The sequence below is a fragment of the Rhodococcus rhodnii NBRC 100604 genome (assembly GCF_001894925.1).
In the GTDB taxonomy this organism is placed as follows: Bacteria; Actinomycetota; Actinomycetes; order Mycobacteriales; family Mycobacteriaceae; genus Rhodococcus_F; species Rhodococcus_F rhodnii.
On record NZ_BCXD01000021.1, the window covers coordinates 71,012 to 85,980 of the forward strand.

Here is a 14,969-nt window from a genome sequence, read left to right on the forward strand (position 1 = left end):
TCGGCCAAAGAGCACATGGGGAGGAGGCGGATGCCGGTGACATCGACGAACGTCCCCCACACGGCGAACGCCGTCTCGCTGCGCGAGTTGCTCGGCGCCCTCGACACCGCGGTCGTCTTCGCGCCCGCGGGCCACGGCGAGACTCCGATCGCGACCCTGGCACTCGTCGAGACCGGCGACCTCGCAACCGAACTCGAATCTCACACCCCGCTACCCGACCTGTATCTGCTGGTCGGGACCGGCGAAGCCGAGACGACGTCGTGGTTCGGCGCACTCGCTGAGCGGCCGTCCGAGCTGCGGCCGCGCGCGGTGATGTCCAAGCATCCCGCGCACGACGGCGCGCTCGCCGACGCCGCGCACCGGGCCGGCATCGCCCTCGTCGCTGTGCACCCGAAGGCCCGGTGGGAGCACGTGTTCGGACTCCTCGGCCGTATGCTCGACCGCTCGCGCGTCGAGGCGGCGATGGACCCGGACCTCGCCGCCACCGACACCGACCTCTTCGGGCTCGCCCAGATCGTCGCCCAGAACGCCGGTGGCATGGTCTCGATCGAGGATGCACAGGCGAACGTCCTCGCGTACTCGCCGTCCGACGACTCCGCCGACGAACTACGCCGCCTGTCGATCCTCGGTCGCGAAGGCCCGCGCGACTACCTCCGGGCGCTACGAACGTGGGGCGTCTACGACCGGATGCGCGAGAGCGACGACGTGATCGACGTCCCGGCGCACGCGGCGCTCGGCACCGAGCGCAGGCTCGTCGTCGGCATCCGCCGCCCGGCCGAGGGGGGCGGGCCGGCGCCGCACGTGCTCGGCAGCATCTGGCTGCAGCAGGGGCACGCGCCGTTCGCGCCCGACGCCGAGGCGGTGCTCCGAGGCGCGGCAGCGATCGCGGCGCGCATCGTCACGCGCACCCGCAACGCACCGTCCGCCGAGGGCGTCCTGATCCAGCGACTGTTCGGTGCTCGCGGCTCCGGCGTCGACGTGCCGTCCGTATCGGCGGCGCTCGGCATCGCGGCGACGGGACCGGCTGCCGTCATCGGCTTCGCCCCGACCGGTCCAGCTCCGGATGCCGGCGGATTCGCTGAGCTGGGCAGCGTGCTGCGGCTGCACGCGAGCTCGTTTCGCCGCGACTCGGTGTCGACCGTCATCGGCGACCGCGCCTACGTCCTGCTGCCGGAGTACCAGTCGGCGACGAGCATCGCGGCGTGGACACGCGCCCTCGTCGAGCAGTTCGAGACGAAGCGCGCGATCGTGCTGCGCGCCGCGATCGCCGTGCCCGTGCCGGATCTCGGGCACGTCGCGAGTGCACGGCTCGAAGTGGACCGCGTACTCGACGGCACCGCCGCGACCTTCCCCGACGGTCGCGTGACGACGCTCGCGGAATCGCGGACGCCGGTGCTGCTGGGCGAGATCGTCGACCTCGTCGCGGCCGATCCGCAGCTGCGCGATCCGCGGCTGGACGCGCTGATCGGCTACGACGAGCAGCATGCGTCGAGCCTGTGCGCGAGTGCCGCCGCATACCTGTCGGCGTACGGCGACGTCCGCGCCGCCGCGACGGCCCTTCGCGTGCATCCCAACACGCTGCGCTACCGGATTCGGCGAGTGCAGGAGATCGTCGGTATCGACCTGCAGGACGCATCGGACCGGCTGCTGTTCGAGATCCAGCTCCGCGCGCACGGCCGCACCGCGTGAGCCGATCACACGATCGGCTAGGCGTTCATCCGGAACGGCTCGGGTGCCGAACGCAGTTCGCCGAGCTGACCGACGACTGTGAAGTCGCCTGCGCCGACGGGGTCGCGCTGCGGCTGCGGTTCCTCCGCGCACTCGGGCGTGGACGTCTTCGCCGACCACTTGACGGTGAACACGGCCTGCTCACCGGGCTTGAGTTCGCGGATGTCGGCGTCGCTCTGCGGGAAGCAGTCGATGTTCGACCACAGCCGCTGCTTGCCGTCGAGGGTGTAGACCAGCACCTGCTGCAGCCCGCTGCCGAGGTCGCGCTCGCACACCGACGTGCCGATGTTCGTGACGGCCGTCGTGAACGACGGTTCCTCGCCGGGACCGTAGATCGGCTTGTCGGGCGTCGCCTTGATCGCGAGCGACTGATCCGGGCACTGCCCGGGCGGCACCGGCTCGGACGAGGTCTCGTCGTCGGAGTCCTCGTCGGACTCGCGATCGGACGACGTCCCGGAGGCCGAACCCGACGCTCCCGAACCGCCTCCACCGCCCGTCCCCGAGCCGCCCGACCCGGAGGTCTGCGATCCGGACGGAGTGGCGGTCGTCGACGTCGCGGTGGGCAGCGCCGTGGTCTCGGCGGTCTCCGCCGTTGCCTCGCTGTCGCTGCCGCCGCCGAGTGCTGCGATTCCCCACACGACCAGCAGCAGCGTCACGACCGCGGCCGCGATCGCGACGACGCGTCGTCGCCAGTAGATCTCGGGTGGAAGCGGGCCACGGGGTTCCAGCACGTGGTCAACGGTAATGCGGGCGGGTGCCTGCGTAGTTCACCCGATTCGGCGTGTCGCCCCGCAGGATGCGGGGCGTGTGCCGTATAGGACGGGCTACTTCGCGAGAATCGGGCGGTCGGGCTGCTCGCCGACATCGCCCACGACGTCGCGCAACTCGCAGCGACCGTCCTCGAGCTTGTAGGTGACACCGACGATCGCGAGGGTGCCCGCCTCGACGCGCTCGGCGATGATCCGCGAACGCTGCATCAGCAGATCGCCGGTCTCGGCGACGTGCCGCGCCTCGAGATCGTCCACCGAGGTCAGGCCCTCGCGGCGGCCCATGAGGATCGACGGCGACACGCGCTCGACGACGTCGCGGATGAAACCGCCCGGCACGCTGCCGTGATCGAGGGCGTCGAGCGTCGCCTTGACGGCGCCGCAACGGTCGTGACCGAGGACCGTGATGAGCGGGACGCCCAGCACAGCGACGGCGTACTCGATCGACCCGAGGACGGCGCTGTCGATCGTGTGGCCGGCGGTGCGGACGACGAACATGTCGCCGAGCCCCTGATCGAAGATGATCTCGGCGGCGACGCGCGAGTCACCGCAGCCGAACAGCACGGACGTCGGATGCTGCGACGCCACGAGCTTCGCGCGATCGGAGATTCCCTGGCTCGGATGCAGGGCGGTGCCCGACACGAAACGCTCGTTACCCTGACGCAGGGACTTCCACGCTGAGATCGGGTTCGAATTCGGCATGAGTCCATGATGCACGCCGCCGGACGCATCCGCGTACCCGGCCGACGCGACGACGGAGGAGTTCCGCACCCGCGATGACTGCTGCCCCTGCCGACGGCCGCCCCGCCGAACGACGTCCCACCGAACGACGTCCCGAGGGCGCGCGTGCGATCGACGCACGCGCCCTGCTCGCGTGGTACGAGCGACACCGCCGCGATCTGCCGTGGCGACGCGACGGGATCTCGGCGTGGCAGGTGCTGATGAGCGAGGTCATGCTGCAGCAGACTCCCGTCGCCCGTGTGGCGCCGATCTGGGAGGAGTGGATCGTGCGGTGGCCCGTCCCGTCGGCGATGGCCACGTCGAGCCCCGCCGACGTGCTTCGGGCCTGGGGAAAGCTCGGTTATCCGCGTCGGGCGTTGCGGCTGCACGAGTGCGCGGGCGTGCTCGCACGTGATCACGACGACGTCGTGCCCGAGGACGTCGAGACGCTGCTGTCGTTGCCGGGCGTCGGCGCCTACACCGCCAGGGCCGTCGCGTGCTTCGCCTACGGGGCGCGGGTGCCGGTCGTCGACACCAACGTGCGCCGCGTCGTCGCGCGTGCGGTTCACGGCTCTGCCGAGCCCGGCCCGCCGTCGACCAACCGCGATCTCGCCGACGTCGAGGTGCTGCTGCCGCGCCCGCGGCCCCGCGCCGCGACGTACTCGGCCGCGTTGATGGAACTCGGCGCGACGGTGTGCACGGCCCGGACCCCGGACTGCGCGCGCTGCCCGCTGCCCCGGTGCGCGTGGGTGGAGGCCGGCCGTCCGGCGCACGACGGCCCGCGGCGCGCCGCCCAGAAGTTCGCGGGTACCGATCGTCAGGTGCGCGGGAAGATCATGGCCGTCCTGCGCGAGAGCGACGTCCCCGTCCGCCGCGACACGATCGACCGGGTGTGGCTCACCGACCCCGGTCAGCGCGACCGCGCGCTCGATTCACTGCTCGTCGACGGCCTCGTCGAGCAGACTGCCGCCGGGCTGTTCGTGCTCGCCGGCGACGGTCACGGCGCGTCGACGTGGGCGCGCACGAACGGCTCGACCAACTCGCGATAGCGCTCCGGCTGCTCGTCGTGGACGAGATGCGCGGCCCCCTCGACCCGTTCGTAGCGGACGCCGGGCCGCGCCGTCGCCATGCGGCGCATCTGCCCCTGCGGCGTGATCGAGTACTCCCCCTCGATGACGAGGGCGGGCGCGGTCGTCGCGGCCCACTGCTGCCAGAAGTCACGCGTCCCCCATTCCTGCGAGATGTCGCGGAAGGTCTCGACGTCGCCGTGGAGGCGGAATCCCTCGGGCGTGCGGTCGAGCGCATCGAGAAAATACTGTCCGGCGACGTCGCCGAAGTGAGCGAGGACGGCGCGATCGTCGGCGAATGCAGGCCAGCTGCGGATCGTCTCGGCCCAGTCGTGTGCGCTGCGGCCACGGAAATCCGGGGCCATGTCCTCGACGACGATCGCCCGCACGCGGGCCGGGTGCCGCGCAGCGAACATCCACGCGTGCAGACCGCCCATCGAATGCCCGACGAGGACCATCGGCTCGGTGACGCCTCGAAGCTGCTCGGTCAGGTCGTCCACGAACGCTTCCGTCGAGAGCGGATGCGGGGCCGGGCGACCGTGTCCGGCCGCGTCGACCGTGTGGACGTGCCCGAGTTCGCGCAGCCACGGGACCTGCCGACGCCATGTCCGCGAGCGGCCCATGAGCCCGTGCAGCAGCACGATCGGAGTCCCGCTTCCCCCCTCGTCGTGCACACCGTCGGCAATCATCGCGGTCAGGCTATCGGAGTAGGGTCGCGGGCATGGCAGTGGTGAAGATCAACGCAATCGAGGTGCCCGAGGGCGCCGGTCCCGAGCTCGAGAAGCGCTTCGCGAACCGCGCACACACCGTGGACGATTCGCCAGGCTTCCTGGGCTTCCAGTTGCTGCGCCCGACGGCCGGCGAGACCCGGTACTTCGTCGTGACGCAGTGGAAGGACGAGGAGTCGTTCGCCGCGTGGCGCGACGGTGGCGCGAAGGCAGCGCACGCCGGCGAAGCACGCAACCCCGTCGCGAGCGGTGCCTCGCTGCTCGAGTTCGAGGTCGTGCTCGACGCCCGCCCCGCCGGATCGGGCGACTGACCGTACCTCCCCGCGCGCCGGGGGGCGACTCAGCGCCCGAATCGCTCCCCGCGCACGCGATGCATGTCGAGCCGGTCGGGATCGGTTTCGAGCGCCTTGCGGTCCCAGTCGGCGAGCACGGCCTCGGCCTCGTAGGTGCTCTGCAGGAACTCGAGGACGGCCGCATCGGGATCGGCTGCGGTACGCACCTTCTCGTACGGCAGGAGATACTGCACGAAGTCGTTGCTCCAGCCCGCCCCCGCCGGGTGGACGTCCCACTTCTCGAAGCCCTCGGGCTGCGGGTAGGCGTACGCGTAGAACGCGCCCTCCTCACCGCCGCCGGGCCAGAAGCCGCACGACGACAGCTCGCGCGAATAGCCTTCGACCATCACCCAGTCGCCGCAGTTCGGTGCGCCGCCCGGATGCGTCGGAGCTTCTCGGCCTGAGAACCTCGTACACGCGAGATCGAATGAGCCCCAGAAGAAGTGGACGGGGCTGACCTTGCCGAGGAATCGCGATCGGAACTGATGGAACAGCCGGTCGGCCTGCAGGAGCTGTCGCCAGAACAGGTGCGCGGCCTCGGGATCGTACGAGGCGTGCTCGGTGTCGGAGGCGAACGGGATCGCGGGATCCACTTCGTTCGGCGTGGCCGAGATCGTCGTTTCGAAACCGAGATCGCGCAGTGCCGTCATGGTCTCGTCGTGGAACGAGGCGACGGTGCGCGGTTCGAGCTTCACGGTCGCGGTGCCGCCGAGGCTCGTCCGGATCCGCAGGACGTGATCGACGAAGTCGAACTCGATGTCGAACGACTCGGACCCGTAGGGCACGTTCGACGTCGTCAGCCCTCGCGGCGACACGTACAGCGTCACCTGCCACCAGTGGTTCACCAACGGCGCGTGCGCCAGCCGGATCTTGCCGACGATCTGCGTCCACATATGGAGCGTGTCTCTCGTCGCGGTCCACTCGTCGACCTTCAACGCAGGCCACGTCTGCTCGCTCACGCCGTCTCCCGTCCGCTCGATGATCGGTGCCTGCCAGTCTGTCGCACCCGGCCGCTCGGGTGGGCCGAAACCGCGCGGCGTCAGGCCTGTGCGAGCAACTGCAGGAAGACGTCCTCCGGCTGCGCCCCGGACACGGCGACGCGGCGATTGCCGACGAAGAACGGCACGCCACCGATCTGCAGTTCCCGTGCGGCGGCGAGGTCGGAACGCACCGCGTCGGCGCCGTCCTCGCTCGCCAGCTGCTTCGCGACGACATCGCGCTCGAGTCCCGCCTCTGTTGCGACATCGAGGAGGACGTCGCGGTCGTCGACCGCGAGGCCCTGCGCGAAGTGCGCCCGGAACAATCCGTCGACGACCTCCCCCGCGCGATCTCCTGCGAGCTGGACGACACGGTGCGCGTCGAAGGTGTTCGCAGCGATCGCCTTCTCGAAATCGAGCGTGAGGCCGACATCGGCGCCGGTCTTCGCGACGTGATCGAACATCGAGAGCACCTGCTCGCGCGACATCCCCTTCGACTCGACGAGGGCGTCGACCTCACGGCGGCCCTCCCCCACGGGGGTGTCGGCCATCAGCTGATACGCGCGCCAGGTGACGTCGACGCGGTCGCGGCCCTCGAACTGCTCGAGTGCCGATTGGAATCGCGCCTTGCCGATGTAGCACCACGGGCACGCGATGTCCGACCAGATCTCGACGTGGATACGGGACGTGTCGTTCTCATTGCTCACGACCGCACCAACGCGCAGACGGCCGCCGCTGTTCCTGCGCTCGGCGTGAGTCAGCCCTCGAGTGCGGCGTCCAGCGTGATCTCGACGCCGGTGAGCGCCTTGCTCACGGGGCACGTCCGCTTGGCGTCGGCGGCGATCCGCGCGAACGTCTCGGCGTCCACGCCGTCGACCTCGGCACGCACCGTCAGCGCGATACCCGTCAGCTTGAAGCCTACGTCGTCGGGCCCGAGCGAGACGTCCGCCTTCACCTCGACGGCCTGCGGCGTGCCACCGGCCTCACCGATGAGCGCCGACAACTGCATCGCGTAGCACGACGAATGCGCGGCCGCGATCAGCTCCTCGGGGCTGGTGTGACCGTCGGCGGAGTCCGCCGATCGCGTCGGGAACGACACCTCGAACGTCGCGAGTTGTGAACTGCTCAACTCGACCTGGCCGCTTCCGTCCTGCAGTCCGCCGTTCCACGCCGTCCTCGCGGTCCTGGTGGGCATGCGATCTCCTCACGTCGTCGGGTCCTGGGTTGTCGTGCCCCGACTCGAACGTACCCGCGGCGCGAGCACCGCTGGGGTGTTCGGCAGCAGACCACCCGCCCGCGGATTTTCTCCCGCGCACGACACTCCGGCGATACGTTGTGCCTGCACACGTCCCGACCAGGCACGGGAGTCGACACGAACGCTGCGGCGGGGGAACGATCGCGATGAGTCACTGGTTCGAGCACACCGTCGTCGCCACCGGACGCCTCCCACTGTTCTTTCTGCTCGTGGCGTTCGTCGCGACGTTCCTGTTCATCCGCGTGAGCACCCGCATGATCCGCGCCCAGGTCTCGTGGTGGCCCGGCAACATCACGCCCGGCGGCCTCCACGTGCATCACGTCGTGTTCGGGCTGCTCGCGATGCTGCTGTCCGGGTTCTGTTTCATCGCGCTCGCGGACTTCGACACCCCCGTCGCGAACTGCGCTCTCGCAGCGCTGTTCGGGATCGGCAGCGCGCTCGTGCTCGACGAGTTCGCGCTCGTCCTGCATCTGCGCGACGTGTACTGGGCGGAAGAGGGACGCACCTCGATCGACGCGGTGTTCGTCGCGTTCGCGATCACGGTGCTGTTCCTCCTCGGCATCCATCCGATCGGGTTCGTCGGCGAGTTCGACGACATCGCTCGCGGCGACGACACGGAGACGGCGATCGCGGTGGGCGTCGTTCTCGCGCTGCAGTTCGCCCTCGCCGCGCTCACCCTGCTCAAGGGAAAACTGTGGACGGGCCTGCTCGGACTGTTCTTTCCGCCGCTGCTCGTCGTCGGCGCATGGCGGCTCGCCCGACCGCGATCGCCGTGGGCGCGGCGTCGCTACACCACTCGCCCGGCGAAACTCGATCGTGCCGTGCGGCGCGAGGAGCGGTACCGGCGTCCGATCGTGCGCTGGAAGATCGTCGTGCAGGAGTTCGTGTCGGGACGCTTCGGGGTGCCGGCCGAACCCGCACCGCTACCCTTCGTGCCCACCGAGGGCGAGCGCGCGCCCGGCCTCGCGACACGGGCCGCGAACGCGATCCGCTGGCGCAGGCTGAAGCGCCGCCTCGAATTCGTTCCGCTGTGGCGGCTCCCCCTCGTCCTCGTCGCGCTCGCCGTCGTGCTGGGACTGCTCTTCGTCGCCCTCGACGACTCGCTCGGCGACGACGATCCCGCGACCGCGGCCGTCACCGGATTCGACTCGGGAACGACGGCGACCCTGCTCAGCGTCATCGCAGGCGCGATGGTGACGTTGACGGGTCTCGTCTTCACCGCCATCACCCTCGCGATGCAGTTCGGCGCGTCGCAGATCTCGGTGCGCGTCGTCCCGATGCTGCAACAGGAACCGATCATGCGCTGGTCGATCGGGATGTTCCTCGCGACGTTCGTCTTCGCGTCGATCATCGCGCTCGATCTCGCCGTCGACGGCGCGGAGGCCGAACCCGTCGTCTCGACCGGACTCGCCCTCGGACTCACCCTCGTGAGTTCGGTGCTGTTCGTCGCGCTCGTCAGCCGGGTCGGGATGATCCTCGACTCGAGCAAACTGCTGCTGTGGATCGCGGGGCAGGGGGCATCGTCGCTGCGCCGGACGTTCCCTGTCTCGGCCTCCCGTGCGGAACGACCCGCCGTCGCCCGCACCCACGACGTCCCCGCGATCGCCGACGGCGAGAGCACCCCGATCGTGCTGCGCCGTCCCGCGGCGGAAGGGCGAGTACTGCTGGCGATCGACCTGCGCCGCATCCAGTGGCTCGCGCGCCGGTGGGGCGTCACCGTGATCGTGCGCGTCTCGATCGGCGACTTCGTCGCCCAGGGTGCGACGCTCTTCGACGTGTACGGCCGTTCGGTTCGCGTTCGGCCGCACCAGTTGACGTCGTGCCTGATCTTCGGCGACGCGGGAAGCCCCGCGGCGTCACCGACCGCTGCACTCCAGGCGATCTCCGACATCGCCCTCAAGGCGCTGTCGCCGAGCATCAACGACCCGGGCCGCGCCGTCCAGGCGATCGACCACCTCGAGGATCTGCTGCTCGAGATCGCTCCGGTCGTGCGTCGCGACGACTCGCACGTCGTCCTCACCCGCATCGCGGGGTACGAACGGACGTGGGGCGACTACGTCTCGATCGCCACCGACGAGATCCGCCACTTCAGCGGCGGGTCGGCGCAGGTCCAGCGGCGGCTGCGGGCACTGTTGCACACGCTGATCGCCGCGACCCCGGCGGAGCAGCACCCCCCGCTCGAGGCGCGGCTCGCGGCGCTCGACGACCAGGCACGCCGCGAGTGGCACGACCCGCTCGACCTGCGGCTCGCCCAGGCCACCGATCCGCAGGGGTTCGGGTCGCAATGGGGACGAACCGAGCCCGCTCCTCCACTCGTCGTCGAGCCGGACGACACCGGCAGCGCACACCCCACCGACGCAGAACGGCCGGTGGACTGAGCGTCCACCGGCCGTTCTGTGCGTATGCAGTTGTAGGAGCGAGCTACTCGTCGCCGGCTGCCGACTTCGCCAGATCCTCGGGGATCTCGTCGGGCACGGTGACGGGCCTGTCCTCGCCGCGGAACGTGAACTTCGCGTCCTCGCCGGCGCCCTCGCCGTTCCAGTTCTCGACGTCGACGTAGACCGTCTGGCCCGCACCGACCTCACCGAACAGGATCTTCTCCGACAGCTGATCCTCGATCTCACGCTGGATCGTGCGACGCAGCGGCCGCGCACCGAGCACAGGATCGAAGCCGCGCTTGGCGAGCAGCGACTTGGCGAGACCGCTGACCTCGATGTCCATGTCCTTGTTGCGCAGTGCCTTCTCGACACGGCCGATCATGAGATCGACCATCTCGACGATCTGCTCCGTCGTGAGCTGGTGGAACACGACGATGTCGTCGATACGGTTCAGGAACTCGGGACGGAAGTGCTTCTTCAGCTCGTCGTGGACCTTGAGCTTCATCCGCTCGTAGTTCGACTCGCTGCCGGTGCCCTGCGTGAACCCGAGCCCGACGGCCTTCGAGATGTCGGACGTACCGAGGTTCGACGTGAAGATGAGCACCGTGTTCTTGAAGTCGACCGTGCGGCCCTGACCGTCGGTGAGGCGGCCGTCTTCGAGAACCTGCAGGAGCGTGTTGTAGATCTCCTGGTGTGCCTTCTCGATCTCGTCGAAGAGCACGACGCTGAACGGCTTGCGGCGCACCTTCTCGGTGAGCTGGCCGCCCTCTTCGTAGCCGACGTAGCCGGGAGGCGCACCGAAGAGCCTCGACGCCGTGAAGCGGTCGTGGAACTCGCCCATGTCGATCTGGATGAGCGCGTCGTCCTCACCGAACAGGAAGTTCGCGAGTGCCTTGGACAGCTCGGTCTTTCCGACGCCGGACGGGCCGGCGAAGATGAACGAGCCCGACGGGCGCTTCGGATCCTTGAGTCCGGCGCGGGTGCGGCGGATCGCCTTCGCGACGGCCTTGACGGCGTCCTCCTGGCCGATGATCCGCTTGTGCAGCTCCTCCTCCATACGGAGCAGACGCGTGGTCTCCTCCTCGGTGAGCTTGAACACCGGGATACCGGTCCAGTTGCCGAGGACCTCGGCGATCTGCTCGTCGTCGACCTCGGCGATGACGTCGAGGTCGCCGCTGCGCCACTGCTTCTCACGCTCACCGCGCTGGGCGACGAGCTGCTTCTCGGTGTCGCGCAGGCTCGCGGCCTTCTCGAAGTCCTGGGCGTCGATCGCCGACTCCTTCTCGCGGCGTGCATCCGCGATCTTGTCGTCGAACTCGCGCAGGTCCGGCGGCGCCGTCATCCGGCGGATGCGCATGCGCGCGCCCGCTTCGTCGATGAGGTCGATCGCCTTGTCCGGCAGGAACCGGTCGTTGATGTAGCGGTCGGCGAGCGTCGCAGCCGCGGCGAGCGCGCTGTCGGTGATCGACACACGGTGGTGCGCCTCGTAGCGATCGCGCAGACCCTTGAGGATCTCGATGGTGTGCTCGACGGTCGGCTCGCCGACCTGCACCGGCTGGAAGCGGCGCTCGAGCGCGGCGTCCTTCTCGATGTACTTGCGGTACTCGTCGAGCGTCGTCGCACCGATCGTCTGGAGTTCGCCACGGGCGAGCTTCGGCTTGAGGATCGACGCGGCGTCTATCGCACCTTCGGCCGCACCCGCGCCGACGAGGGTGTGCAGCTCGTCGATGAACAGGATGATGTCGCCGCGGGTGTTGATCTCCTTGAGGACCTTCTTGAGGCGTTCCTCGAAGTCGCCGCGGTACCGGCTGCCGGCCACGAGCGAGCCCAGGTCGAGCGTGTAGAGCTGCTTGTCTTTGAGTGTCTCGGGGACCTCGCCGTTGACGATGGCCTGCGCGAGCCCCTCGACGACGGCCGTCTTGCCGACGCCGGGCTCGCCGATGAGCACCGGGTTGTTCTTGGTGCGGCGGGAGAGCACCTGCATGACACGCTCGATCTCCTTGGCCCGGCCGATGACCGGGTCGAGCTTGCCTTCGAGCGCGGCCTGCGTGAGGTTGCGGCCGAACTGATCGAGCACGAGCGACGTCGAGGGAGTGCCCGCCTCGCTGCGGGAGGTGCCGGCTTCCTGCGGCTCCTTGCCCTGGTAGCCCGACAGCAGCTGGATGACCTGCTGGCGGACGCGATTGAGGTCGGCGCCGAGCTTGACGAGGACCTGCGCAGCGACGCCTTCACCCTCGCGGATGAGGCCCAGCAGGATGTGCTCGGTGCCGATGTAGTTGTGGCCGAGCTGCAGCGCTTCGCGCAGGCTCAGCTCGAGGACCTTCTTGGCGCGCGGAGTGAAGGGGATGTGACCGGACGGGGACTGCTGTCCCTGACCGATGATCTCTTCGACTTGGCTGCGCACTCCTTCGAGGGAGATGCCCAACGACTCCAGCGACTTGGCAGCGACACCCTCGCCCTCGTGGATGAGGCCCAGCAGGATGTGCTCCGTGCCGATGTAGTTGTGGTTGAGCATCCTGGCCTCTTCTTGAGCCAGGACGACAACGCGCCGAGCGCGGTCGGTGAACCTTTCGAACATTGCTCTCCCTCACACTTTCCGGCTTGCAGTACGAGACCGGACGTCCCGTTGCTGCCCTGCCGCGGTTCGCTCCGGCACTACCGGCGGGGAATTCGCGAATGCACCGTACTGCCGAGTGCGGTTCCACGTCCCCACTGAACATCGTAGTTGGCCGATACCGGTGATGTCGCTGCCACGCACACGCGAGCAGGGCTTTCGTCACCTGCCATTCTCCAACGTCGCAGGTGAGCGGATTCGTTCCCGGTGCGCTACGCCGAGGGCGAACAGTCGCACAGAGCCACGAGCTCGTCGACGACGACGTCGAGCGGCCTCGAGGTGCGTTCCGCCTGCGCCAGAACCAGCGCTCCTTCGAGCGCGGCGACCACGAGCGTCGCGAGCGAGCCGGCCCGTTCCGGCGTCGCTCCGTCGTCGATCAACGTCGATGCGATCACGGCCCGCCAGGCCGTGAACGAGGCCGCGGCGATGTCCCGCGTTCCGGCGTCGGGGCCGAGCGCGGCGGCGACGATCGGGCAACCGGACCGATAGTCGGTCTGTTCGAGCGTGGTGCGCCACAGGTCCACGATCGCGCGGAGCGCGCCGGCGACGTCGCGCGTCTCGAGGATGCGGTCGATCTCGCGATCGAGCCACCGCGCCGCGGATCGCGTGGCGTCCTCGACGAGCTGCGCACGACCGCCCGGAAAGTGGTGATAGATCGATCCTCGCGACGCGCCGCTCCTGGCGAGGACGTCGGCGAAGGACGTCGCGGCGACGCCGTTCTCACGAATCGAGGCGATCGCGCCGGTGATCATCGCCGCGCGGGTTCCCGCGTCGGGGTTCTGTTTGCGTGCCACGGGATTCCTCTCGTCTCGCGCCGGCCTCTATGTATGTTGTCATACATAGAACCGACCCACGAGGAGTTTCGATGTCCGACGCCCCCACGGCACATCCGTTCGACGCCGCCCTGCAGCTCGAACCCACCGCGGCGCCGGGCGCGTACCGCGCGCACACCTCCCCCGCGTACAACAACATGGTCGGGCCGTTCGGCGGCATGACGGCCGCGACGCTCGTCGGCGCCGTGCAGAGCCACCCGGATGTGCTCGGCGACCCGCTCTCGCTCACCGTGAACTACGCGGGTGCCATCGCCGAGGGCGAACTCGACATCGCCGTCACGCCGGCGCGGACGAACCGAACGAATCAGCACTGGAACCTCGAGATCTCGCAGAACGGCGAGATCACCACCACCGCGACGGCGGTCTTCGGGTTGCGCCGCGAAACGTGGACCGACACCGAGGTGACGCCGCCGGAGGCGCCCGAGCCCACGACAATCGACCGTGCGGGATTCCCCGAGTTCATCGCCTGGGCCCGCAACTACGATCTGCGTTTCGTCGCGGGCGGACTCTCCGAGCGGCAGAGCCCGCACCCGGACTCGATCAGCACGATGTGGATTCGCGACGAACCGGTGCGGCCGCTCGATTTCACGTCGCTCACCGCGATGTGCGATGCGTTCTACCCGCGAGCATTTCTGCGCCGCGGCACGTATCTGCCCGCCGGCACGGTGACGTTCACGGTGTACTTCCACGCGACGAGCGACGAACTCGCCGCGCACGGTGACGACTATCTCCTCGCGACGGCGCGCGCGCAGCGTTTCGGCAAGGGCTATTTCGATCAGACCGGCGAACTGTGGAGCCACGACGGCACCCTGCTCGCCACCACCCACCAGCTGGTCTACTTCAAGGCCGACAACGCCTGATCACCCGAAAACACCTGTGGCGCAATGTCACATCGTGCGCACACGATGCAACATTGCGCCACCGGAGAGAGCAGGAAAAGTCAGTGCGCGGCGTTGTACGCCTCGATGACCTCGGCCGAGATGCGGCCACGTGCCGACACGGCGAGGTTGTTCTCCCGCGCCCACTCCCGAATGGCGGCAGTGGTCTCGCGGTCGGCCGCCGACGTCGCCTTGCCGCGCGAAGCCGACGGCGCCCCGGCCGCCCTCGTACGCTTGCGACCGGTCACGCGACGTGCGTGCGAGACCCACTCGGCCAATTCGTCACGAAGCTTCGCCGCGTTGTCCGAAGAAAGATCGATTTCGTACTGCACCCCGTCGAGTCCGAATTCAACGGTTTCGTCGGCAGTGGCCTCCTGATCGAGGTCGTCGATCAGGGTGACGGTGACTTTCTTCGCCATGTGTCGGCATTCCTTTCGGTATAGAGCGAAAACGACACGTACGTTCGCCGCACGCGACCGCAACACTACCCTGAAATCGAAAGTGCCGTGACCACTCCGCAATGTGTTTCACGCATCAACCAGCAGCGCGGCAGTTTTCGCCGATCGCCCGCAGAAGCTGTAGGTGGTCGGCAACGAAAACAGGTCCTTCACCACAATCACTTCACCCGATTTCGCCGAGAGGCTGTACGCACTGTATTCTCGCGCGGGCGAAACGGCCGGCGGGGGTATCGT

Annotated in this window: 14 protein-coding genes; 5 read left to right on the forward strand and 9 right to left on the reverse strand. The window is 68.9% G+C overall.

What is annotated here, in order from left to right:
• Positions 1–30: 30 nt before the first annotated feature.
• Positions 31–1,689 carry a PucR family transcriptional regulator gene (locus RR1_RS15810; RefSeq protein ID WP_010839488.1) on the forward strand — a complete coding sequence of 553 codons (1,659 nt, stop codon included), beginning with the start codon at positions 31–33 and terminating at the stop codon, positions 1,687–1,689.
• Positions 1,690–1,706: 17 nt separating this feature from the next.
• Here the strand turns inward: RR1_RS15810 and RR1_RS15815 are convergent, their stop codons facing one another.
• Both RR1_RS15815 and RR1_RS15820 read right to left on the reverse strand, forming a co-directional pair.
• The gene (locus RR1_RS15815; RefSeq protein WP_010839489.1) at positions 1,707–2,459 is read right to left on the reverse strand and encodes a hypothetical protein; all 753 of its coding nucleotides are present in this window, start codon (positions 2,457–2,459) and stop codon (positions 1,707–1,709) included.
• A 93-nt stretch (positions 2,460–2,552) separates the two neighbouring features.
• Complete coding sequence (locus RR1_RS15820; protein WP_040774602.1) at positions 2,553–3,197, reverse strand: carbonic anhydrase; 645 nt, start codon at positions 3,195–3,197, stop codon at positions 2,553–2,555.
• A 74-nt stretch (positions 3,198–3,271) separates the two neighbouring features.
• On the opposite strand from RR1_RS15820, the gene RR1_RS15825 reads away from it, so the two are divergent.
• Positions 3,272–4,264, forward strand: a complete 993-nt coding sequence (locus RR1_RS15825) for an HhH-GPD family protein (RefSeq protein ID WP_010839491.1) — start codon at positions 3,272–3,274, stop codon at positions 4,262–4,264.
• On the opposite strand, the gene RR1_RS15830 is transcribed toward RR1_RS15825, so the two are convergent.
• Entirely contained in the window at positions 4,213–4,971 is a 759-nt protein-coding gene (locus tag RR1_RS15830; protein ID WP_040774584.1) for an alpha/beta fold hydrolase, read from the reverse strand. The genes RR1_RS15825 and RR1_RS15830 overlap by 52 nt on opposite strands.
• 32 nt (positions 4,972–5,003) lie before the next feature.
• On the opposite strand from RR1_RS15830, the gene RR1_RS15835 reads away from it, so the two are divergent.
• The gene (locus RR1_RS15835; protein WP_010839492.1) at positions 5,004–5,321 is read left to right on the forward strand and encodes an antibiotic biosynthesis monooxygenase family protein; all 318 of its coding nucleotides are present in this window, start codon (positions 5,004–5,006) and stop codon (positions 5,319–5,321) included.
• Between the two features lie 29 nt (positions 5,322–5,350).
• Here the strand turns inward: RR1_RS15835 and RR1_RS15840 are convergent, their stop codons facing one another.
• From RR1_RS15840 to RR1_RS15850, 3 genes are all read right to left on the reverse strand, one after another.
• Positions 5,351–6,301, reverse strand: coding sequence for a DUF5996 family protein (locus RR1_RS15840; protein ID WP_010839493.1), 951 nt, complete (start codon positions 6,299–6,301; stop codon positions 5,351–5,353).
• A gap of 80 nt (positions 6,302–6,381) precedes the next feature.
• Positions 6,382–7,026, reverse strand: a complete 645-nt coding sequence (locus RR1_RS15845) for a DsbA family oxidoreductase (RefSeq protein WP_010839494.1) — start codon at positions 7,024–7,026, stop codon at positions 6,382–6,384.
• A gap of 50 nt (positions 7,027–7,076) precedes the next feature.
• Entirely contained in the window at positions 7,077–7,514 is a 438-nt protein-coding gene (locus tag RR1_RS15850; protein WP_010839495.1) for an OsmC family protein, read from the reverse strand.
• Between the two features lie 206 nt (positions 7,515–7,720).
• On the opposite strand from RR1_RS15850, the gene RR1_RS15855 reads away from it, so the two are divergent.
• Complete coding sequence (locus tag RR1_RS15855; protein ID WP_010839496.1) at positions 7,721–9,952, forward strand: DUF2254 family protein; 2,232 nt, start codon at positions 7,721–7,723, stop codon at positions 9,950–9,952.
• A gap of 43 nt (positions 9,953–9,995) precedes the next feature.
• Here the strand turns inward: RR1_RS15855 and RR1_RS15860 are convergent, their stop codons facing one another.
• Both RR1_RS15860 and RR1_RS15865 read right to left on the reverse strand, forming a co-directional pair.
• Positions 9,996–12,530 (reverse strand): ATP-dependent Clp protease ATP-binding subunit, encoded by a 2,535-nt coding sequence (locus tag RR1_RS15860; protein ID WP_040774586.1) that lies wholly within the window; start codon positions 12,528–12,530, stop codon positions 9,996–9,998.
• 248 nt (positions 12,531–12,778) lie between these two features.
• Entirely contained in the window at positions 12,779–13,360 is a 582-nt protein-coding gene (locus tag RR1_RS15865; RefSeq protein ID WP_010839499.1) for a TetR/AcrR family transcriptional regulator, read from the reverse strand.
• A 71-nt stretch (positions 13,361–13,431) separates the two neighbouring features.
• Here RR1_RS15865 and RR1_RS15870 point away from each other — a divergent pair, with 71 nt between their 5' ends.
• Positions 13,432–14,259 carry an acyl-CoA thioesterase gene (locus tag RR1_RS15870; RefSeq protein WP_010839500.1) on the forward strand — a complete coding sequence of 276 codons (828 nt, stop codon included), beginning with the start codon at positions 13,432–13,434 and terminating at the stop codon, positions 14,257–14,259.
• An 80-nt stretch (positions 14,260–14,339) separates the two neighbouring features.
• Here the strand turns inward: RR1_RS15870 and RR1_RS15875 are convergent, their stop codons facing one another.
• On the reverse strand, positions 14,340–14,696 hold the full coding sequence (locus RR1_RS15875; RefSeq protein WP_010839501.1) for a histone-like nucleoid-structuring protein Lsr2: 357 nt from the start codon (positions 14,694–14,696) through the stop codon (positions 14,340–14,342).
• Positions 14,697–14,969: the final 273 nt, after the last annotated feature.